General features: G+C 64.5%; 23 protein-coding genes. 8 read left to right on the top strand and 15 right to left on the bottom strand.

Going from position 1 to position 20429, the window contains the following annotated elements; all coding sequences use genetic code 11:
- Positions 1 to 69: 69 nt before the first annotated feature.
- Entirely contained in the window at positions 70 to 981 is a 912-nt protein-coding gene (locus tag ACN0YL_RS04420; protein ID WP_417492092.1) for a hydrogen peroxide-inducible genes activator, read from the top strand.
- Between the two features lie 5 nt (positions 982 to 986).
- On the opposite strand, the gene ACN0YL_RS04415 is transcribed toward ACN0YL_RS04420, so the two are convergent.
- The 3 genes from ACN0YL_RS04415 to ACN0YL_RS04405 form a co-directional block, all read right to left on the bottom strand.
- The gene (locus ACN0YL_RS04415; protein WP_417492091.1) at positions 987 to 1343 is read right to left on the bottom strand and encodes a hypothetical protein; all 357 of its coding nucleotides are present in this window, start codon (positions 1341 to 1343) and stop codon (positions 987 to 989) included.
- 162 nt (positions 1344 to 1505) lie between these two features.
- Complete coding sequence (arsC, locus tag ACN0YL_RS04410) at positions 1506 to 1859, bottom strand: arsenate reductase (glutaredoxin) (protein WP_417492090.1); 354 nt, start codon at positions 1857 to 1859, stop codon at positions 1506 to 1508.
- An 88-nt stretch (positions 1860 to 1947) separates the two neighbouring features.
- A complete protein-coding gene (locus ACN0YL_RS04405) occupies positions 1948 to 2796 on the bottom strand; it encodes an HpcH/HpaI aldolase/citrate lyase family protein (RefSeq protein WP_417497169.1) in 849 nt (282 codons plus the stop codon).
- Positions 2797 to 2840: 44 nt separating this feature from the next.
- Between ACN0YL_RS04405 and ACN0YL_RS04400 the strand changes: the two genes are divergently transcribed.
- Both ACN0YL_RS04400 and ACN0YL_RS04395 read left to right on the top strand, forming a co-directional pair.
- Positions 2841 to 3710 carry a PfkB family carbohydrate kinase gene (locus ACN0YL_RS04400; protein ID WP_417497168.1) on the top strand — a complete coding sequence of 290 codons (870 nt, stop codon included), beginning with the start codon at positions 2841 to 2843 and terminating at the stop codon, positions 3708 to 3710.
- Between the two features lie 81 nt (positions 3711 to 3791).
- On the top strand, positions 3792 to 4928 hold the full coding sequence (locus tag ACN0YL_RS04395; RefSeq protein ID WP_417497167.1) for a serine hydrolase domain-containing protein: 1137 nt from the start codon (positions 3792 to 3794) through the stop codon (positions 4926 to 4928).
- Here the strand turns inward: ACN0YL_RS04395 and ACN0YL_RS04390 are convergent.
- The 7 genes from ACN0YL_RS04390 to ACN0YL_RS04360 form a co-directional block, all read right to left on the bottom strand.
- Entirely contained in the window at positions 4923 to 5375 is a 453-nt protein-coding gene (locus ACN0YL_RS04390) for a hypothetical protein (protein WP_417497166.1), read from the bottom strand. The genes ACN0YL_RS04395 and ACN0YL_RS04390 overlap by 6 nt on opposite strands.
- Before the next feature lie 82 nt (positions 5376 to 5457).
- On the bottom strand, positions 5458 to 5868 hold the full coding sequence (locus ACN0YL_RS04385; protein ID WP_417497165.1) for a hypothetical protein: 411 nt from the start codon (positions 5866 to 5868) through the stop codon (positions 5458 to 5460).
- Between the two features lie 69 nt (positions 5869 to 5937).
- Positions 5938 to 6351, bottom strand: coding sequence for a hypothetical protein (locus ACN0YL_RS04380; protein ID WP_417492084.1), 414 nt, complete (start codon positions 6349 to 6351; stop codon positions 5938 to 5940).
- 55 nt (positions 6352 to 6406) lie between these two features.
- Positions 6407 to 7366: an alpha/beta fold hydrolase gene (locus ACN0YL_RS04375; protein WP_417497164.1), complete on the bottom strand. Its 960-nt coding sequence runs from the start codon at positions 7364 to 7366 to the stop codon at positions 6407 to 6409.
- Between the two features lie 34 nt (positions 7367 to 7400).
- On the bottom strand, positions 7401 to 8303 hold the full coding sequence (gene rarD / locus ACN0YL_RS04370; RefSeq protein ID WP_417497163.1) for an EamA family transporter RarD: 903 nt from the start codon (positions 8301 to 8303) through the stop codon (positions 7401 to 7403).
- Positions 8304 to 8415: 112 nt separating this feature from the next.
- A complete protein-coding gene (locus ACN0YL_RS04365; protein ID WP_417497162.1) occupies positions 8416 to 9438 on the bottom strand; it encodes an aspartate-semialdehyde dehydrogenase in 1023 nt (340 codons plus the stop codon).
- A gap of 117 nt (positions 9439 to 9555) precedes the next feature.
- On the bottom strand, positions 9556 to 9852 hold the full coding sequence (locus ACN0YL_RS04360) for a hypothetical protein (protein WP_417492080.1): 297 nt from the start codon (positions 9850 to 9852) through the stop codon (positions 9556 to 9558).
- A gap of 331 nt (positions 9853 to 10183) precedes the next feature.
- Here ACN0YL_RS04360 and ACN0YL_RS04355 point away from each other — a divergent pair, with 331 nt between their 5' ends.
- Positions 10184 to 10399: a cold-shock protein gene (locus ACN0YL_RS04355; protein WP_091765808.1), complete on the top strand. Its 216-nt coding sequence runs from the start codon at positions 10184 to 10186 to the stop codon at positions 10397 to 10399.
- An 86-nt stretch (positions 10400 to 10485) separates the two neighbouring features.
- Here the strand turns inward: ACN0YL_RS04355 and ACN0YL_RS04350 are convergent, their stop codons facing one another.
- Positions 10486 to 11493, bottom strand: a complete 1008-nt coding sequence (locus tag ACN0YL_RS04350) for a glycerophosphodiester phosphodiesterase family protein (RefSeq protein WP_417492079.1) — start codon at positions 11491 to 11493, stop codon at positions 10486 to 10488.
- Between the two features lie 62 nt (positions 11494 to 11555).
- Between ACN0YL_RS04350 and ACN0YL_RS04345 the strand changes: the two genes are divergently transcribed.
- Complete coding sequence (locus tag ACN0YL_RS04345) at positions 11556 to 12098, top strand: hypothetical protein (RefSeq protein WP_417497161.1); 543 nt, start codon at positions 11556 to 11558, stop codon at positions 12096 to 12098.
- Here the strand turns inward: ACN0YL_RS04345 and ACN0YL_RS04340 are convergent.
- Positions 12095 to 12352, bottom strand: coding sequence for a hypothetical protein (locus ACN0YL_RS04340; RefSeq protein WP_417497160.1), 258 nt, complete (start codon positions 12350 to 12352; stop codon positions 12095 to 12097). The genes ACN0YL_RS04345 and ACN0YL_RS04340 overlap by 4 nt on opposite strands.
- A gap of 69 nt (positions 12353 to 12421) precedes the next feature.
- On the opposite strand from ACN0YL_RS04340, the gene ACN0YL_RS04335 reads away from it, so the two are divergent.
- The gene (locus tag ACN0YL_RS04335; RefSeq protein ID WP_417497159.1) at positions 12422 to 14296 is read left to right on the top strand and encodes a cation:proton antiporter; all 1875 of its coding nucleotides are present in this window, start codon (positions 12422 to 12424) and stop codon (positions 14294 to 14296) included.
- Here ACN0YL_RS04335 and ACN0YL_RS04330 read toward each other — a convergent pair whose 3' ends face one another.
- A complete protein-coding gene (locus ACN0YL_RS04330; protein WP_417492075.1) occupies positions 14297 to 14497 on the bottom strand; it encodes a hypothetical protein in 201 nt (66 codons plus the stop codon). It lies immediately after the preceding gene.
- Between the two features lie 243 nt (positions 14498 to 14740).
- Between ACN0YL_RS04330 and ACN0YL_RS04325 the strand changes: the two genes are divergently transcribed.
- Both ACN0YL_RS04325 and ACN0YL_RS04320 read left to right on the top strand, forming a co-directional pair.
- The gene (locus ACN0YL_RS04325; RefSeq protein ID WP_417497454.1) at positions 14741 to 16606 is read left to right on the top strand and encodes a transglycosylase domain-containing protein; all 1866 of its coding nucleotides are present in this window, start codon (positions 14741 to 14743) and stop codon (positions 16604 to 16606) included.
- Positions 16607 to 16707: 101 nt separating this feature from the next.
- Positions 16708 to 18333 carry a hypothetical protein gene (locus ACN0YL_RS04320; protein WP_417497158.1) on the top strand — a complete coding sequence of 542 codons (1626 nt, stop codon included), beginning with the start codon at positions 16708 to 16710 and terminating at the stop codon, positions 18331 to 18333.
- A 101-nt stretch (positions 18334 to 18434) separates the two neighbouring features.
- On the opposite strand, the gene ACN0YL_RS04315 is transcribed toward ACN0YL_RS04320, so the two are convergent.
- Together ACN0YL_RS04315 and ACN0YL_RS04310 are read right to left on the bottom strand one after the other, a co-directional pair.
- Complete coding sequence (locus tag ACN0YL_RS04315) at positions 18435 to 19697, bottom strand: polyhydroxyalkanoate depolymerase (protein WP_417497157.1); 1263 nt, start codon at positions 19695 to 19697, stop codon at positions 18435 to 18437.
- A gap of 39 nt (positions 19698 to 19736) precedes the next feature.
- Complete coding sequence (locus tag ACN0YL_RS04310; protein WP_417492072.1) at positions 19737 to 20375, bottom strand: SCO family protein; 639 nt, start codon at positions 20373 to 20375, stop codon at positions 19737 to 19739.
- Positions 20376 to 20429: the final 54 nt, after the last annotated feature.

The following is a 20429-nucleotide window of genomic DNA, read 5'->3' as shown; positions in this document are numbered from 1 at the left end:
GCTTTTGCCCTTGACCGCTGAATAAAGCCAATGGATTGTTTTTTGGAAAGCCATAGGTAATCTCAATACGTGTCCCAGCTCCCGACCCTGCGCCAGTTGCAATTCCTGCTCGCCCTGGCCGAGCATGGCAGTTTCTCCCGCGCTGCCGAGGCGGTTTTCGTGACGCAGCCAACGCTCAGTGCTGCGATCAAGGAGCTGGAAGCCAATCTCGGTGTCATCCTGGTCGAGCGTGGTGCCCGTGGGGCCATCCTCACGCCCGCCGGCGAGGCGGTGCTGACGCGCGCGCGCCGGGTGATGACCGAGGCCGAGGATCTGGTGATTGCCGCCCAGGCTGCCGGCGAACCGCTGGCCGGGCCGTTCAAGCTCGGTGTCATCCCGACGATCGCGCCCTTCCTCCTGCCGCGGGTGCTGCCGACCATGCGGCGGGAATACCCCAAGCTCGAACTCTATCTGCGCGAGGATCTGACCCAGCGTCTCTATGACGCTCTGCTCGAGCGCCGGCTCGATGCGGCTCTCGTCGCCCTGCCCTTCGAGGCCTCGATGATCGAGACGCATGTACTCGGTGCCGATGAATTCCTGTTTTGCTGCGAAGCTTCGCACCCGCTGGCGAACAAGCCGACGCTTAACTCGGCCGACCTGGCGGGCGAACCTCTATTGCTGCTCGAGGACGGGCATTGCCTGCGCGATCATGCGCTGGCCGCCTGTTCGGCGGGAACTGTGCGCAGTGATTTCGCGGCGACCAGCCTGCATACGCTGGTGCAGATGGTCAAAGCCGGGCTGGGCGCAACCCTGCTGCCGCGCATGGCGGTCGAGGCCGGCCTGGTCGACCGGATGGGGCTGGAAGTGCGGCCGTTTGATCCGCCGGTGATCGGCCGCGAAATCGGCATCGCCTGGCGCAAGGGGTCGGCGAGGGCCGAGGAGGCGCGCCAGCTCGGTGATGTGATTCGGCGCCTGCTGGTGCCAGCGGAAGCGGCGGCCTGAAGCCGTCAGGCGCAGTGAATCAGCGCTTTCAGGCGGGACGGCTCCAGCAATTCCAGCTTGTTGACCGGCCCGACGAGCTCGAAACGGTAATCGCCATTCTTCACGCCGGAATCATGGGCTGTCATCAGCACAACCCGGCCCCGATAGCCCGCGGAGGCCAGCAGGGGCAGGGTTTCCTGATATTCATCATGCGGCGGAATGCGACGGTCGAGGAAGACCAGATCATAGCGTTCCGGCCGCGCTTCGATGAAGGCCTGAACCGTGGTGTGGCCATCAAATTCAAGCGAAGTATCGAAACTCGTTGACAGCTCACGCAGCAGGAAAAGTTCGATCGGATCGTCGTCGACGACGGCAATGCGCATGACAACTCCGGGGCACCAGTACGGGGGAGAGTCCGGATTGGCCCGAGCTGCCGTTCGCGGCAATGCATAAATTATAGGGTTAACGCCATAGCCGGCGCCCGGAATGAGGCCGATCGCCCCCGATCGGACGAGATGGTCCGGCCGGGGGCAAACAGAACGGGCCTAGAAGAGTTCGAGGACCTGTTCGGGCGGGCGGCCGATCATGGCGCGTTTGCCGTGGATCACGACCGGGCGTTCGATCAATTTGGGGTGGGTCGACATCGCCTTGATGATAGCGGCCTCGTCCTCGATCGCCTTCAGGCTGAGCTCGCGATAATCGGGCTCATTCTTGCGCAGCCATTCATGCGCCGAAGTGAAGCCGAGCTTTTTCATCACGTCTTTCAGCTCGGCCACGCTGGGCTTGTCTTCCATGTAATTGCGGATCGTCAGCGAGCCGCCACGCGCTTCCAGCAGCGCCAGGGTCTGGCGGGATTTCGAGCACCGCGGATTGTGCCAGATGATAGTCGAATCGGTCATGTAAGTTTCCTTGAGTTCCGCCAATGAAAGCCGTTTCGGCCCCATTTGTAAAAGTCCAAACCTGCTTTTGGTTGCGTTTCGCCCGGGTTCAGGGGTCGTTGCCGCTGCCGGCCGATAACAGTGCCCGCGCCGCATCGAGATGCAGGCGTTCGACCATGTCGCCATCGAGATTGATCACGCCCTTGCCGGCATTGGCCGGATCGGTGAAGGCGGCCACGATCTGCGCCGCGCGCTCCAGTTCCGCCGCGGTCGGCTGGAAACAGCGATGCGCCGGTTCGACCTGGCCGGGATGGATCAGCGTCTTGCCGTCAAAGCCGAGCATGCGGCCCTGATCCGCCTCGCGGCGAAAGCCGTCATGGTCGCGAAACTGGTTATAGACTCCGTCCAGCGCATAGAGGCCATTGGCGCGCGCCGCGCACAGGATTTGCGCCAGATGCGGCAGCATCGCCGCGCGGTCATGATCGGGGGCGCAGCGCAGCAGGCGCGCGAGATCATTGACCCCCGCCATCAGGCCGCCGAGCCCGGTCCCGGTTGCACCGGCAATCGCGGCGACATTGAGCACGCCGCGCGGCGTCTCGATCATCGCCCATAGCGGCACCGAGGAGCCATAGGCGTTCAGCGACGAGCGCGCGCCATGCAGATCGCCGACCTGTTCCACCTTGGGCAGGATCACCGCGTCCGCCAGACTGGCCGCGCGCAGGTCACCGGCGCCCCAGGGCGTGTCGGCGCCATTGACCCGCACGGCCCGCAGCGCGCCGGAGGATTGCCAATGTTCAAGCGTGCCGGGGATCAGTCCGCGTGCGCCCTCCTTGTCGTCGGGGCCGACGGCATCCTCCAGATCGAGCACGAGCATGTCGGCACCGAGCTGGGCCGCCTTTTCGATCGCACGCGGATTATTGGCGGGAACAAACAGGGCGGAACGGATCAGGCGCTTCATGAAGGGCTTTCGAATGACGGGGAAAGGGATGTAGCATATTTCCCATGCCTTTGGCGCTGTTGATTTCAAGCCATGTTGCAGCGTCCACCGTCGGCGGTGGCGCCAGTGCCCCTGTGCTCAACGCTGCCGGCATTGATTCAATGCTGGTTCCCACCGTGCTCTATGGTCGCCATCCCGGCTGGGGCGCACCGGGCGGCGGTGCGGTCGCCTCCGGTCTCGTGCAGTCCATGCTCGACGCCATCGAGGCCCAGGGCCTGTATGCCGGCATTGATCTGGTGCTGACGGGCTATTTCGCCGATCCCGCCCAGGTGTTCGCGGCCGCCGGCGCCATCGATGCCGTGCGCGAGGCCCGACGCGGCGAGGCTGGCGCCAATGAGCCGGACCGCATTCAGCAGGACCGGGCATGGATCGTGGTCGATCCGGTGCTGGGCGATGCGCCGGACGGGCTCTACATCGCGCCGCAGATCGCCCTGGCCATTCGCGACCAGCTCTTGCCGCGCGCCGATCTGGTGACGCCGAATGCTTTTGAGCTTGGACATCTCACCGGCCGGCCGCTGACCGATCTGGGATCCATGCTGCGCGCCGCGCGGGCGCTCAAATGCCCGGCCCTGGTGACCTCGCTGCCGCGCCGGGGCCGCATCGGGGTGATGTATTGCGATGGCGATGAGGCCTGGATGGTGACGCATGAGCGCTGCCCGCACGCTCCCAAGGGCACCGGCGATGTCCTGACGGCCGAATTCGCCGCGGCACGGCTGGGCGGGCTGGCGCCGAAACCGGCGCTGGAGCGCGCCGTCGCCGCGACGGTCAGCCTGGTGATGCGCGCCAATGAGCTGGGGTCGCGTGAGCTGCCGCTGGTGGCCGAGATCGCCGCGCGCCGTGATCCCCTGGTCACGCTCGAGGCCGAGGCGCTGTAGTTATGCCGATGCTGTGCTTGATCGCCGGCGCCGGAACAGGATAGCCAGACATCATCATCTCCTCGCCCAGGCCGCGCCAAAATGACTGTTCTCACCCCCACCCTTCATGGCCATGTCGCCGCCGGTTTCGAGCCCGTCGCCGAGGCCTTTCTCGCCAACTGGACCGATTTCGACGAGCTTGGCGCCGGTTTCGCCGTGAGGCTCGGCGGCGAGATTGTCGTCGACATCCATGCCGGCTGGGCCGATCGCAAGAAGACCCGAGACTGGCAGGCCGACACGCTGGTGCCGGTCTATTCCACCGGCAAGGCCGTCGCGGCGCTGGTGATTGCGCGGCTGGTTGATCGGGGCCTGCTCGATTACGACGCGCCGGTTGCCGATTTCTGGCCGGAATTTGCCGCCGGCGGCAAATCATCCGTCACCGTCGCCCAGGCGCTGTCACACCAGGCCGGGCTGGCGGGCCTGTCCGAAGAAATGGATGCCGCCGACTGGTTCGACGCCGCCCTGATCGAAGCGAAACTGGCCCGCCAGACGCCGCTCTGGGACCTTGGGTCCGGCTCGGGCTACCACCCGGTCACCTTCGGCTTCATCGTCGATGCGCTGGCGCGGCGCAGCGATGGCCGCTCGATCGGCGCTATCCTGCGCGAGGATATTTGCGGGCCCGGTCAGATCGATTTCCATATCGGCCTGCCGGAGAGCGAACATGGCCGCGTCGCCGAGCATGCGATGCCGAAGCAATTGCCCGATCTCGGTGCGGTCACGCCGGCCGGCGAGCTGGCCTTTCTCAAGCCCTGGTCTTCGCCCGGCCGCCGCGGCGCCAGCGAATGGCGCATGCATGAATTTCCCGCCGCCAATGCGCATTCGACAGCGAAGGCGCTGGTGCGCCTGATGAGTGTCTATGCCGATGGCGGCAAGCTGGAAGGCAAGCGCTTCATTTCCGAGACGACGCTGAACGACCTCACCCGTGAACGGGTGCGCGGCCGCGACAAGGTGTTGCCGTTCGATCTGTCCTGGGGTGCCGGCGTGATGCGCAATACCCATGGCGGGTTTTACGGTCCGGAACCGGCGGCTGTCGGCCATTCCGGCTGGGGCGGATCCTGCGCCATGGCCGATCCGGTGCGCGGACTGAGCGCGGCCTATGTCATGAACCGGCAGCAACATCATCTCGCCGGCGACCCGCGGCCGCTGCGGCTGATCGCGGCGCTGTACGGCTGTCTATGACGGTGTGTCCGTGAGATCGGCCGCAATGCCGGCCGTTTCCACGTCATCCCGTCTTTCGTTCAACCAGGCGATTGCCGTGTCTGCATCGGCGAAAATGGCAATCTCGATGGGCCAGCCCTCGTCGGTGACCAGGGCCCAGAGGCGGGCCATGCTGCGCTTGAGCGCGTCACTGCAGACCATCGCCGTGCGCGGGCCGGGATTGGTGCGGTTGGCCCGGTTCCAGTCCAGCATATAGGCGCGATGGGTTTCCATCGCCTCGAGGTCGAGCGATCCGGTGCGGACCGTGTCGTCGAGGATGACCAGGAGATTGTAGCCGGTGTGCCAGTCGGGCAGCGCGGTGGCGGCGTCATGGGCCTTCCGCAAGGCCGGCGATGACAGCGAGCCGCCGAGCTCCAGCACGGCGAGTTTGAGGGGATGCTGCAGCGTCCATTTGAATGTCATGGTCATGGTCAGGCCTGACAAGTCGATGGCCGGGCGGCATGCTGCTGCCCGCAACCGGGGAAAGCATAACCCGGTTTGCGCCTGCCTGTCAGCTTGCCGGCGATTGCAGCCAGCGCAAGGCGCGGGCGCGGCTGACGAAGACGTTGATTTCAACCTGCCAATCGCCGGTGCCATTCATGGCAGCCCACAGTTCGGCGATCACACGCTTCAGCCCGTCCGGGCAGACAATTGCCGTGCGCGGGTTGGCGCCGGTGCGATTGGCCGCGTTCCAGCCGCGCATGAAGGCCTGCAATTCCTCCAGCGCCGGCAGGGTAAAGCTTTCCAGGCTTGGCTCGTGGCCGATCTTGATCATGAGGTCGAATTGCCCCTGCCAGGCCGGATCCGCTGCCAGTTCGCCAAAGGCCTGGATCAGGGAGGCTGTGCTGGCGGGACCGACCACGTTGAGGATGGCCAGGCGCTGCGCCGGATCAATCTGCAGTTCGTAGGTTTTTTCCGTCATCGGAGTGATTCTCACCAAATGATTGCTTTATGCAACTGCAATCGCAGTGGCGCGCGGACAGCCGGGCGTTCAGCTGTCTTTCGGCCGCGCAAGCCCGGCCAGGGCAGCCTCGAGCGTCGGATAGATGGCGTCTTCGACGCCGGTTGCGAGCCGGTTGACCGCGAGCCACAACTCCACAATCACTCGTTTGAGATCATCGTCACAGACCGTTGCGGCGCGGCTGTTGGGTCCCGTCCGGTGCCGGCTGCTCCACGCGGCAATGAAGCTCTGGTAGGCCATCAGGGTCTCGAGGGTGACGTCGTTCAGGTTTGAATCAGCGCCAATCACGACGATGATGTCGAAATCGGTCGACCAGTCGGGATGTGTGGCGACATCGTCCGTGCTCTGCATCAGGCTGTCGATGGCGTGCGGGCCGCTCAGCCAGACGATGCCGCAATGATGCTCTGGCCGTATGTCGACGCGATAACCGGTCACTATGTCCACCTGTGCGATCCCAATGCCATTTCTGCAACCTTACAGGGTTTTATCCAATCGCGCATCAGGCCGGGAAGCGCCGTGTCAGCCAGTCCAGGAGATGGGCGTTGAGCATTTCCGGCTGTTCCCACATCGTCCAGTGGCCGCAGGCTTCGAGAATGTCGATATCGACATCCTTGCACAGGGCCGGCATCCAGGCCGCCAGCTTGGGCGGCAGCATGAAATCACACTCGGCCGCGACCAGTTTGCACGGCATGGCGAGCCGGTGATCGACCCCGCCCATGCGTTGCCAGTTGGCGTCGAAATTGCGGTAGAGATTCATCCCCGGTCCGAAGCCGGTCTTGCGATAGGCCTCGGCATAGACCTGGCGGTCCTCGGGGCCGACCACGATGCGGTCTTCGTCACGGCCGCCGAATTGTTCAAACAGGCGCGGGATATGGGTGATCTCCGGATAGAGCGCCTCGAACTGTTCCGCCGTCGGCGGCTTGCCGAAGATGAAGGCGAAGAAATCATCCTCGCGGCCCTCGAACCGGCTTTCCGCATAGCCGGGCTGCTGGAAGCGCAGGATGTAATGATCCTCGCCGCCGACCTCGCGGAAATAATGCGTCGGCGCTTCGGCGCCGCGCGGCAGATGCGGTGTGTTGATGCCGACCACGCCGGCCACCCGCTCGGGGATCAGCATTGCCGCGTGCCAGACGAGGATCCCGCCCCAGTCATGGCCGACGAAAACCGCTGTGTCGTGTCCGAGCGCATCGAGCAGGCCGGTGAAGTCGGCCATCAGCGTATCGACGTCATAATTCTCCGCACCCTCGGGGCAATCCGAGGCGCCGAAACCGCGCAAATCCGGCGCGATCACCCGGTAACCGGCCTTGGCGAGCACCGGAATCTGGTTCTTCCAGGAATAAGCCAGCTCCGGCCAGCCATGGAGCAGCAGGAGCGGCTGGCCGTCTTCCGGTCCGGCCAGATGCACGGAAAGCTCGATACCATTGGTCTTGATACGGGTCGGGGCGGGGAAATCGCTCATGAAAGCTCCTGTTTGCCCTCAGACTAGCGAAGCCCTAGTCGCTTGTCGCTACCGCCGCCCGCCCGCGCCGCAACTGGCTCCAGGCGAAGGTCGCAACCCCGGCCCAGATAAAGCCGAAGGTGATCAGGTGCGCCGCCGTGAAAGGTTCGCCGCGCATCACGCCGATGGCGAATTGCAGGCTCGGCGCGGTGAATTGCAACAGGCCCATGGTCGAGAGCCGCAGGCCGCGGGCGCCGATAATGTAGAGCAGCAGCGGCACGATGGTGATCAGCCCGGCCAGGATCAGCAGGCCCGCCTCGGCGGGACCCTGCAGGAAATGGCCCGTCCCCTGCGACTGCATCCAGATGATCGCGCCGAGCGCAAAGGGCGTGATGAAGGCCGTTTCCCAGAACAGGCCGATGCGCCCGTCGACGGTGACGATCTTGCGCAGATAGCCATAGCCGGTGAAGGAGAGCGCCAGGGTCAGCGAGATCCAGGGCACTTCGCCGACGGCGATGATCTGGTTGAGCACGCCGAGCGTGGCCAGCACGATCGCGGTGATCCGCCACGGCCCGAGCGGCTCGCGCAGCACCACCACACCGACCGCGACGCTCATCAACGGATTGATGTAATAGCCCAACGAGGCCTGCAGAACCTGGCCATGATTGACCGCGTGCACGAAGACCAGCCAGTTGATCGAGATCAGCACCGACGTGCCCAGCAGGATCATCACCACGCGCGGATCCGACATCGCCTTGAAGGTCGCGCGCAGCTTGCCGGCAAACCACAGCGCCGCGAACAGCATCGGCAGCGACCACACCACGCGGTGCGCGACGATTTCCAGCGCATCGGCAAAGCCGACGAGCTGGAAATATAGCGGCGAAACGCCCCAGATCAGATAACCGGTAAGGCCGGCAAACAGGGCGCGGCGCATTTCAGTCGGTGTGGGCTCGGTCATGGCGGCGGCCTTCCTGCGGGATCAGATCACGCAGATAGGCAGCTGCGCCGCCGATGGCGAGCCGTTTCTTGCGATTGGCAGCGATGCAGAAACGGGCAGGTCGGCACCGCCCCTAGCTGTGCTTCAGCAATCCGCGATTATTCAGGCCTTCGGCGATCTGCACGGCATTGAGGGCGGCGCCCTTGCGCAGATTGTCGGCGACGATCCACAGGGCGAGACCGTTCTCGACGGTCGGGTCCTCGCGGATGCGGCTGACGAAAGTGGCGAATTCACCGACGCTCTCGACCGGCGTCATGTAGCCGCCGTCCTCATGCTTGTCGATCACCATCAGGCCGGGGCTTTCGCGCAGCAGCGCCTTGGCTTCCTTGGCGCTGAGCGGGTTTTCCAGCTCGATATGGGCGGCGATGGAATGGCCGACGAAGACCGGCACACGAGCACAGGTCGCGAACAGCTTGATCTTCGGGTCGAGGATCTTCTTGGTCTCCATCACCATTTTCCACTCTTCCTTGGTGGAACCATCCTCCATGAAGACGTCGATATGCGGGATGACATTGAAGGCGATCTGCTTGGTGAAGGCGACCGGATCGGCATGATCATTGACGAAAATGCCCTTGGTCTGGGTCCACAGCTCATCCATGCCCGCTTGGCCGGCGCCGGAGACGGACTGATAGGTGGCGCAATTGACCTTCAGGATCTTGGCACGGTCATGCAGCGGCTTGAGGGCGACCATCAGCTGGATGGTGGAACAGTTCGGATTGGCGACGATGCGCTTCTTCATCACGCCGTCGAGCGCTTCGGGATTCACTTCCGGCACCACCAGCGGCACGTCCGGATCCATCCGCCAGGCCGAGGAGTTGTCGACGACAATGGCGCCGGCCCTGGTGATCTTTGGTGTCCATTCCTTCGAAACATCGCCGCCGGCCGACATCAGGACGAGGTCGACGGTGGAGAAATCGAAGGTGTCGACATCGACGCATTTCAGGGTGCGGTCGCCATAGGAGACTTCCTTGCCCATGGATTTGCGGCTGGCGAGGACATGAATGGCATCGGCCGGAAACAGCCGTTCTTCCAGAATGGTGAGCATTTCCTTGCCCACCGCGCCCGTCGCACCAAATACCGCTACGCGTACACCCATGGTTTCGTCCTCTTGTCGTGCCCGATTGATCCATGCCGATCCTGATCGACATAGACCCGCGACCCATGTGTGGCTAGGGCTGAATCAGGGATTTGATGGCCTGTCCGACCGCATGGCTTATTGCATCTTGCGCCAGATGCGCCAGCCGACGAGGCCGACAATCACCAGAACCAGCAATTCCAGCGCATTGACGCCGAAGAAGAGCGGCGTGATCAGCCGCTGCAGCACACCCCAGCGGCCGTCATAAATCGTCTCGCCCTGGCGGGTGAAGCCGATATAGACGCCGGCTGCAATGATGATGGCGGCGCCGAAACCGGCCAGCCGGATCATGCTCGCCGGGTTGAAGCCGCGGCCGGACTCGTCCCGGCGGGTGCGGTTTCGATGGGTGCGATCGAGGAAACGGCGGCGTGTCATGGCGAGGCTCCGGAATCCGTGTCCATTGCAGTGCCCGATTCAGACATCAAGGCCTGACAGGGCAATGGAGGAAATTGATTATGACAAGCCGCCTTGAAATGACCACACCGGATTCATTTGATTTCTTCGCGAAAGCGTGCGCATAACACCTTTCTAACGGGCGGCCACATAGGCCGGACGGAATACTGATCGCCTATCCGGTGCCTCGTTCATCGGACCATTCGACTTCAGCCTTCCCCGACTTCACGTCCGTAACACCCACACCGGGACGCTGGTGTGTACAATATGGATTGTGCCCGGACGCGGAGCATGCATACAGGGAAGGTTCCCCATCATGGCCACAGGTACGGTCAAATTCTTCAATCAAAGCAAAGGCTTTGGTTTTATTACTCCTGATGAGGGCGGCAATGACGTCTTCGTGCACATCTCTGCTGTGCAAGCGTCGGGTCTGCCGGGTCTCAGCGACGGTCAAAAAGTCGCTTTCGACACCGAGCCGGATCGCCGCGGCAAAGGCCCTAAGGCAGTGAACCTCCAGTTCGCTGACTAAGGTCTGAAAAAAGGATCGCTAGATTCTGTGGCGCGGGAGCCTGGCTCCCGCGCCATTTTCATGTCCGGTGCTCAGTGATCCAGGCCTCAGTTGCTGGACGCGCCCTCGGCGATCATCGCATCGCGCACCCGCACCGCCGTCGCCGGGAAGTCGGTGAACACGGCATCAGCGCCGAGCGCATAGATGCGGCGCAATTCGGTTTCGATATCGGCGCCGTCACCAACCGGCTGATCGTCGCGGAAGGTCCAGGGGTGAACGCTCAGCCCCAGCGCATGGGCGCGGGCGATGAAGCCGGTGTCCTCGCCATTGGTATCGACCAGCAGGGCCTTGTAGGGGCCGACGCCATCGGCGAAGGCGACCATATCATCCAGCGCCACGGTCGGTATCAGCGGGTCGAGATCGGGCTCAAGCTCCTGCATCTGGAAGACCAGCATCAGCAGCGGCGCATCGATCACCTCATTCAGCCGCGCCAGGAAGTCCGGCTCGAAACACTGGATCGCGATCGGGGCGTCGGCGGTGTCGAGCCCGCGCTGGCGCAGGATGCGGACCAGTTCGGGCAGCGGATCGAGCCCGGCCTCGATGAAGGCGGCGGGTGATTTGACTTCCGGCTCGGTCGGCACGCCATGGACGGCGGCCAGATCGAGCACTTCCTCGAAGGTCGGGATCATGTAGAGCCCGTCAAATTCCGTCGGCCGGCCCTCGCGGACCTGGCGTGCGCGCAGGGTGCGGATTTCCTCGAAGGTGAAATCATCTACCCACCAGTCATCGCGGCCAGCCTCAACGCGGCGGCGGTCGGCAAATTCGGGATGATCGGCGATATCGGTGCTGTCGGAGAGCCAGCGGTCATGGCGCACCACGAAGACGCCGTCCGAGGTCAGCACCAGATCGGGCTCGATGATGTCGGCTCCCTGTTCGATCGCCAGCGTATAGGCCTCGATCGTGTGCTCGGGCAGTTCGCCATTGGCGCCGCGGTGCGCGATCACCAGCGGCGGTGCGCCGTTCAGCGTCTGCCAGACATAGGGATCGGTCGCGACCGGCGCCGCGCAGGCACTCAGCCCCGCCGCTACTGCCAGTGCCCAGATGGAATACCGCATTCGCCCCTCCCGTTTGTGGTCGCAACACACTAGCCTGCCCGCAGCGAATGCGGGAGAGCGAAATGAGCGAGTCGACACACTTTGACACCCTGGCCGATGCAGCCGAGCGATATGGCCGGGCCAGCCTTGATAATTACGCCCAGGTCCGCAATGTAGCGGAAGCCGTCCAGGCCGGATTTTGCCGTTATCTGTCAGGTGGTTCCAAGGTCTGCGTCTATCTGGTTCCGCCGGAGGGTGCCTGGTCGCCCCAGCCCTACCAGAGCGGTGCCTTCTCGGTCTCGGGCACCGGATTTCTGCCGCTCGACCCGATCAGTTTCGGTCTCGCCGTGCGGGTCTCGCGCACCGGGGACTGGCTGCGCCTGGTCCTGACCTGCGCCAAGATGGGGCCGGAAATGGAAATCACCATCCAGAACGGCACCACATTCTCGCTTGCCCTGCCGGCAGATCCCGCGGCGCTGCAGCGCCTGTTCGACATCCTGTTCGAACATCTGTCAGCCTGGTTCGTGCAGCAGGCGGATCTCTACGAGAATGGCGAGTATGGCGGCCGCTCGATCGGGTTCGAATTCCTGCACAGCGCCAATGGCGATGCCATTCCCGAGGCCTAGTGAAACAGGCCCGTCAGCCAGGCCAGCGAGATCGCCCCGGAATCGGGCACCAGGCCGGCACCAAGCGCGCCGAGCCCGCCCAGGGCGGAGAGCCCGAGCATGGTTGTCAGCTGTCGCCGCATGGCGAAACCGATGGTCAGGCGCGCCAGGCTGGCGACACGGCCGGCGCCGATCAGCGCCACGGGACCGCCGATCAAAGTGGCGGCACAAAACGAAACGAGCGCCATCTGGGCTTCATAGGGCAGAGCTTCCATTTCCACCTCCCTGCGTTTCAGCGCGCCTGACAGGCGACGAGATGTCCGAAACGCGTTATCAGAGGCCCCATGATAGATGCTGCTTCTGACCTTCCCCTGACCATCGCGATCATCACCGGTTCAGGTGTCGCGGCCCAATGGCTGGCCTGGCGCCTGCGCGTCCCCTCGATCGTGCTGATGATGGGCGCCGGCCTGTTGCTCGGCCCGATCGCGGCGCTGACGCTGGGGCATCCGCTGCTGACGCCCGATGAAAGCTTCGGCGATTATCTGCGGCCGATGATTGCGCTGGCGGTGGCGATCATCCTGTTCGAGGGCGGCATCACCCTCAATTTCCGCGAATTGCGCGATACGACAACGGCCGTCCGGCGCATGGTCATCCTGGCCTTCCCGCTCGGCTGGGCCCTGGCGACGCTGGCGCTCCACTTCATTGGCGGTCTCGCCTGGGACCTGTCGGCGATGATCGGTGCCCTGCTCACCATCACCGGACCGACCGTGGTCCTGCCGCTGCTGCGCCAGGCCAAATTGCCGCCACGCATCGCTTCGGTGTTGAAATGGGAAGGCATTGTCAACGACCCGATCGGGGCGCTGGCGGCCGTGTTCGTGTTCGAGGCGATCCATCAGACCCAGCTCGGCCATAGCGTTGGCTCGGCCGCACTGGCCCTGGGTTTCGGGATCGCGATTGGTGCGGTGCTGGGCTTCGTCTCTGGCATCGTGATGTCGCACGCTTTCCGGCGTGGCTGGGTGCCCGAACCGATGAAGGCGCCACTCGTGCTCGCGGCCGTGCTGGTCTGCTACGCGATCGCCGATGCCCTTGCCGCAGAGACCGGACTGGTCGCCGTCACCGTTTTCGGGCTGGTTGTTGCCAATTCGCGCCTCGCCTCGATCGAGGAAATGCGCCGCTTCAAGGAAGGCATCGCCTCCATCCTCGTCGCCAGCGTGTTTGTCGTTCTCGCGGCGTCTCTGACACCGGCTGCGCTGGGCTCGCTGGGCTGGCAGCATTTCGCTGCCGTCGCCGCGATCATCCTGGTGGTGCGCCCGGTCGCGGTCTTCCTGGCGACACTCGGATCGGGCCTGTCGCTGGCCGAAGCCACCTTCATTGGCCTGATCGGGCCGCGCGGTGTCGTCGCCGCGGCGACGGCGGGGCATTTATCCGTCAGCCTGCTGCAGTCGGGCCGTGAGGATGCGGCCGTTCTGGCGCCGCTGGTGTTTCTGGCCGTCTTTGCCAGCGTCTTCGGCTGCGGCTTTGCCGTGGCACCGCTGGCGCGCGGGCTGGGGCTGTCGGAGAGCGGCCCGGAACGCCTGCTCATCGTTGGCGCCAATCCCTGGAGCCTGGGTCTGGCGGACGCGCTGAAAAAAGCCGAAGTGCCTGTCACCATCGCCGATACCAGCTGGCGCCGCCTGCGCGCCGCGCGCCTGGCCGGGCATGAAGTCTATTATGGCGAGGTTCTGTCCGAGACCGCCGACTGGCGGCTGGAGCCCTCGCGTTTCGCGAGCCTGGTCGCGGTGACCCCGAATGATGCCTATAACGCACTGGTCTGTATTGAATATGCGCCGGAACTGGGCCGCAGCCATGTCTTCCAGCTCTCCGGTTTTGACGGGCCGGCTGAATCGGCGCGGGTCGATGATGACCCGAGCGCGATCGCCTTTACCGCCCGCGGCCGCACCCTGATCCGTCGCGGCCGTGGCTATGACGGGCTGGCGCGGGACTGGTGGAGCGGCTGGCGCTTCAAGGCGACCCGGCTGACCGAGGAATATTCGCTGGAGCAATGCCTCGAGGATGCCGGCGAGGATGCCGATTTCGTGCTCGCACGGCGGCCGAATGGCAGTATTTCCCTGCTCGGCAACAGTTCGAAACTGCCCGATGCGCCCGGCACCCTGCTGATACGTTTCGCGCGTCAGGGCGCCGCCGCCGGCGAGCGTGAGGCAGATGCGGCCGGCGGCTGATTACGCGCCGGTGTGCTTTTCGCCGAGCATGCGCGGCTGTGAGCCGCCCGGTTGGGCCGGGCCGCAATAGGGCCAGTTATCGGCATTCGGATTGCCCTGGGGGCAGACCGAGTCGGCGCCTTCATACAGGCCGATACAGCCGGACAGGCAGAGTGAGCCGACGAGTGCGGCCAAAATTGCTACGGAACGCTTGCTGGACATAACAAATCCCCTTCGGCCGACATGGTGCCGCGCCGGGGCTTTCGGGGCAAGCCTGCAAGCGCTGTTCTTCATCGGGAATTAACTCCGATTCCCGCAGATGAAGCCCTGGATATCTAGCAAGGACAGTCGATGGCCCGCAGGCCTGCCACCCCGCTCGAGGCAACACGCCCCAACCGCTCCGCTCCCGGTCCGGCGCGCCGGTCATCCCGGCGCCGGCCGCGAGGCGGCGGCGGTGTGTGGCGGATGCTGGTCAGCCTGGCCTTGCTGGTCGGGCTGGGTATGGCCGGCTGGCTGGTCTCGATCGCGCGCGATCTGCCCGACACCTCCGGCCTGATCGAGGTCGAGCGGGCACCCAGCCTGGCGTTTTACGACCATGAGGGCCGCCTGATCGCCCGCCGTGGTTCCGCGCATGGCCGCCTCGCGGTGATCGAGGATTTGCCCGACTATGTCACCGACGCCGTACTGGCCGTCGAGGACCGGCGCTTCTACAGCCATTTCGGGATCGACCTGATCGGCACGAGCCGCGCCCTGCTGGCCAATATCCGTGCGGGCCGTGTGGTGCAGGGCGGTTCGACCTTGACGCAGCAGCTGGCGAAGAACCTGTTTTTGACCTCCGAGCGCACGGTGCGGCGCAAGGTGCAGGAGGTGATGCTCGCCTTCTGGCTCGAGAGCCAGTTCACCAAGGACGAGATCCTCGAGCTCTATCTCAACCGCGTCTATTTCGGCGGCGGGGCCTGGGGGATCGAGGCCGCCGCGACGCGCTATTTCGGCAAGACCGCCAGCGAGCTCAATCTCGGCGAGGCGGCGCTGCTGGCCGGCCTGCTCAAGGCACCGTCGCGCTACAGCCCGGTCAATGACGCGCAGCGCGCTGCAGCGCGGGCGACCGTGGTGCTTGACCTGATGGCCCAGACCGGCCGGATCAGCGAGCAGGAGCGGATCGAGGCGGCCGAGACCCCGATCCGGGTCTCGCGCGGCGCTTCCAGTCCGGGTGCGCAATATTTCATCGACTGGGTCGCCCAGGATGTCCGCGCCCTGGTCGGTACCGATCACGGCGACCTGATTGTGCGCACGACCCTGGATGTGAACGCCCAGCGCGCCGCCGAGCGGGCAGTGTCATCGATCATGGATGACACCGAACTGGCGATGGGCGCCGGCGAGGCGGCGCTGGTGGCGCTGGCCCATGATGGCTCCGTGCGGGCCATGGTCGGCGGCCGCAATTACGCCACCTCCCAGTTCAATCGCGCCGTTCTGGCCCGGCGCCAGCCCGGTTCGGCCTTCAAGGCCTTTGTCTATGCCTCCGCCTTCGAGGCCGGCCTGACGCCCGAAGATGTCCGCGACGATGCCCCGATCCGGCTCGGTGACTGGTCGCCGCAGAATTATAATGATGATTATCGCGGCCCGATGACCCTGCGCGAGGCCTTCTCGCGCTCGTCCAATTCGGTCGCCGTGCGTGTGGCCGAGGAGACCGGGCGCGGCCATGTCGCACGGTTGGCGCGGCGCTTTGGCATTGAAAGTCCGCTTCGCGTCGATCGTTCGCTGGCGCTGGGTGTTCATGAGGTGACGCCGCTGGAAATGGCCTCGGCCTATGCCCCGTTTGCCAATGGTGGCTATCGTGCGGCGGCCTATGGCATCGCCTCGATCGAGACCCGTGATGGCGAGGTCTTGTATGCGGCGCGGCCGGCCGACGGCGATATCGTCGTCGACGCCCGCACGCTGGGGCAGATGAGCGATCTTCTCCATACCGTCGTTCGTTCGGGTACCGGCCGCCGGGCCGCTGTCGCCGGGCTGAGTGTCGGCGGCAAGACCGGAACGACGAATGATTTCCGCGATGCCTGGTTTGCCGGTTTCGCCGGCGATCTCGTCGCGGTGGTCTGGACCGGCAATGATGATAATTCCCGCACGCAGCGCGCGACGGGCGGCGGACCGCCGGCGCGGATCTTCAGTGCGTTCATGGGCGCGGCCCCGCGGACCGGGCTCGACGCGCATCCATCAAGCGTGCCGCTGCAGCTGGCCGAACCGGCCGGTGTGGAGACCTCGGCTGTCGCGCAGGCGCCTGCCCCCGAGGAAGACCCGATCGCGGCTTTCCTTGCCGGTCTTGGCCGGGACTGACCGGGCGATAATCCCGTACATGACCGGCCAACTGGCCCGCGACAGGCCAATCCCGGGCTGATAAACAGGGTCCAGCACCACTCTTGAGCGAAGGTATCGGGATGAAACACGCTTTCATGGGCGCGGCGATGGCCGCCCTACTGACCGGTCTGGCACCCGCGGGGACCGCGCAGGCACAACACATGTCACGGCTTGACCGCAGCGCTGCCGACCAGGCTATGGAGGCGATCGGTCTTCACCGGTCCGACGAGAACCGGATCAGCTTCGAGCGCTCCGACTTCCGCGCCGGGATCTATACCTTCACCAATGTGACCTTCCACTACACGCCTGATCCCGAAGCGACGGACACCGACAAGGGCGCGGCCGCAGATGACACCGGGGTCCAGGATCCGGAACCGCGGGAAATTCACGCCGACCGCATGCGCCTCGATTCACCTCGGCTGGACGCCAATGGAAACCTGTTGCTGCACGGTTTCGAGCTTGAGGGTCTCTCGGAGAGCGATGCGCAGAGCAGTTTCCTCATCCGGCAAATGCGGCTGGAGCGCCCCAATCCGGAAATGTCCGCCGATCTGGGCCGCATGCTGCGCGGAGATGAGGTGGAGGAGACCGGTTCGCGCTGGGATCTCTACCGCTTTGGCCTGCTGGCCATGGATGATCTCACGGTGACCGGCAGCGAGACGGACGCCGCGTTCGAGCTGCGCCTCGACCGGCTCGCCTTCCGCGACTACACCACCGATACCCTGGGGCGTTTCGAGTTCCTGGGTCTCGCTGTCCAGGGGCAGTCCGAGGGCGAACCGGTGACGGCCAGCCTGGCCGAGATCTCGGTCGATGGTTTGAAGACATCCAGCTATTCCGGGCTGATGGAGGCCCTCGCAGCCGGTGCGGACGAGGCCGAATTGTCGGCCGCCTATTACGCGGCAGACCCTGAAGACCAGATGGATATGTTCGATCGGGCCCAGATTCGTGGTTTCGACCTGGAGGCGCCAGGCATCTCGTCCACCCTGGATGAGATCGTCATGACAATGGACAGGCGCCGTGACGGCATCTGGAGCCATGTCCATATGGGGTCGCTGCGGCTGGTGCCCGACTCTGCGGCAGAGGCGGGGGCCCAGCTGGCCTCGGCGATCGGCCTGCTCGGCTATGACGAGCTGGAAATGAGCCTGGAGAGCAATACCGTCTATGACCCCGAGGCCGGTCGCGCCTATACCACCGGGGAGAATTACATCCAGCTGCGTGACGGGCTGCGTCTGGATATGGTGCAGGATTTCGGCGGCTATCATCAATACCTCGCCAATATCCGTGCAATGTCCGATCGGCTGGCGCAGACGGAGGACCCCGACCAAAGCGCTGCGCTCGTGCTTGAAGCGCTCGGCCCTCTGTCGATCAACCGGATCGCCCTGCGGCTGCAGGATTTGTCGCTGCTTGATCGCGCGATCAAGGCCGGGGCGGCTGCCCAGGGCATGACCCCGGAAGAATTGCGGGCCCAGTCGGGATTGATGATTGCGGCCGGCATGATGGCCGCGCCGCCGGAATTGCCACAGGCACTGGTGACCGAAGCTGCGACCGCGCTGACCAGTTTCGTCAACCAGGGCGGCACACTGGTGATCGAAATGGCGCCGCCGGAATTGCTGACCGTTGCTGAGCTGATGGCCCAGGTCGAGAGCAAGATGTTCGATTTCGCCGCGCTGGGGCTGAGAATTACCGCCGAGCCCCCGGCCGGGGACTGATGCGGGCGGAACAGGCCGGCCGTCAGTCGTTACGCTGACCGGCCGGCCTGTCCGGCGCATGCCTGATTCATCAATGCGATAGCGATGCCGGGGCCGTTGCCCTAGCGTGCGTCGCGCGCCGCAGCGCCCTTTTCGGCCATGAAACGCTTCATCATCGGCGCGATCTGTTCGCGGAAGCGGCGGCCATTGAAGACGCCGTAATGGCCGACTTCGGGCTGGACCCAGTCTTCCTTGAGGCTGTCAGGCAGCTGTGAGCACAGGGTGTGCGCCGCCTGGGTCTGGCCGATGCCTGAAATATCGTCATTCTCGCCCTCAACGGTGAGCAGGGCGATGTCAGTGATGCTGACCGGTTTGACGAGGCGGCCTTTGACTTCCTGGGTGCCGGTCGCGAGCTTGTGCTGCTGGAACACGTCGCGGATGGTCTGGAGGTAGAATTCCTCACTGAGATCCATCACGGCGAGATACTCGTCATAGAAGGTGCGGTGCCGGTCGGCCTCGTCGCCATCGCCTTTCACCATATTGGCGAAATATTCCTTGTGGGCGTCGACATGGCGGTCGAGATTCATGTTCACGAAGCCGGCCAGTTGCAGGAAGCCGGGATAGACCCGGCGCATCGCGCCCTCATTGGGGATGGTCACCGTGTGGATGAGATTGTCGGCAAACCATTCATAGGGGTGATCCTGCGCCAGCTTGTTGGGCACGGTGGGTGACAGGCGGGTATCGATCGGCGACCCCATGAAGGTCATGCTCAGCGGACGCGCCGGGTCATTGTCCTCGGCCATCAGCGACACCGCTGCCAGGGTCGGCGGTCCGGGCTGGCAGACGGCGACGACATGGGTATCACCGCCCAGCTCGGTCAGCATGGCGCGGACATAGGTGGTGAAATCATCAAGATCGAAGCGGCCATCGGTGACCGGGACGCTGCGCGCATCCTTCCAGTCGGTGATGTAGACGTCGTGATCGGGCAGGAAGGCCTCGACGGTGCCGCGCAGCAGGGTGGCGTAATGGCCCGACATCGGCGCCACGAACAGGACTTTCGGCTGGGCCTTGCTGACGCCGGCAGCCTTGAGGGCATCGGTGTCGCGGTCGAAGTGCAGCAGATTGCACCAGGGCTGGCTCCAGATGACGGTTTCGGTGACCGGCACCTTGTGACCCCTGATCTCGACCGGATCCAGATTCCATTCCGGTTTGACATAACGCCGCGTCATCGACTCGAACAGGTCGGCGGCTGCGGCCATGGTGCGCCCGGCATAGGTGTCGCCGATGGGATTCCAGGGCGCCTGTATCATGCGGCGGGTGGCGTTGGCGGCGGCACGCCACGGCGTCATCGCCAGACGGTTCAACTCGTAAACACTATAAAGCATGAGTCCTCCCGGGACCGGCACCACCGAAATCGGCAATGCTCATGAGGATGAACCTTCTTCCTCAAGGAATTCTTGCAGCCGCTCCGCCATGGTTTGCGGATCGGCGCCATGTGTGAAGACGTCAACGAAACGGCCTTCTGAATCCATCAGATAGACGATGGAGCTGTGATCCATCAGATAATCGTCTTCCGCCTCGCCCTCGCTGCGCCGGTAGGCGACGCGATAGGCGGACGCGGCGGCGGCGACCTGCTCCGGCGTGCCGGTCAGCCCGACCAGCCCGTCCGGAAAGGCCGGCGAGGCGACATATTGCGCCAGTTGCTCGACGGTATCGCGTCCGGGATCGACCGTGATCAGGATGGGCTGGATCCGGTCGCGCAGTTCCGGCTCGAGCTGGTCAAGCGCTGCGGCCATGATCTGGAGCGAGAAGGGGCAGACGTCCGGGCAATAGGTATAGCCGAAATAGATCAGCATCGCCCGGCCGCGGAAATCGGCGTCGGTGACGGTCTCGCCATCCTGGTTGACCAGGGTGAAGGGGCCACCGATCAGGGCCTCGCCACTGGTGCGGGTTGGTGCGCGGCGTTCCTCGCGCTGACCGGGGTCGGACAGCATCAGCGTGAAAAATCCGATGACGACAATCATCGGCAGGGCAATTATCAACCAGATCCAGGCGCGTTGCATGTGCGTACCACCAACTATCCGAAGGCGGACAAACCATGTTATGCCGCGTCGGAT

Origin of the sequence: Maricaulis sp. (assembly GCF_048269565.1) — a bacterium.
Taxonomy (GTDB): Bacteria; Pseudomonadota; Alphaproteobacteria; order Caulobacterales; family Maricaulaceae; genus Maricaulis.
This window is presented reverse-complemented; position numbering and strand designations above follow the sequence as displayed.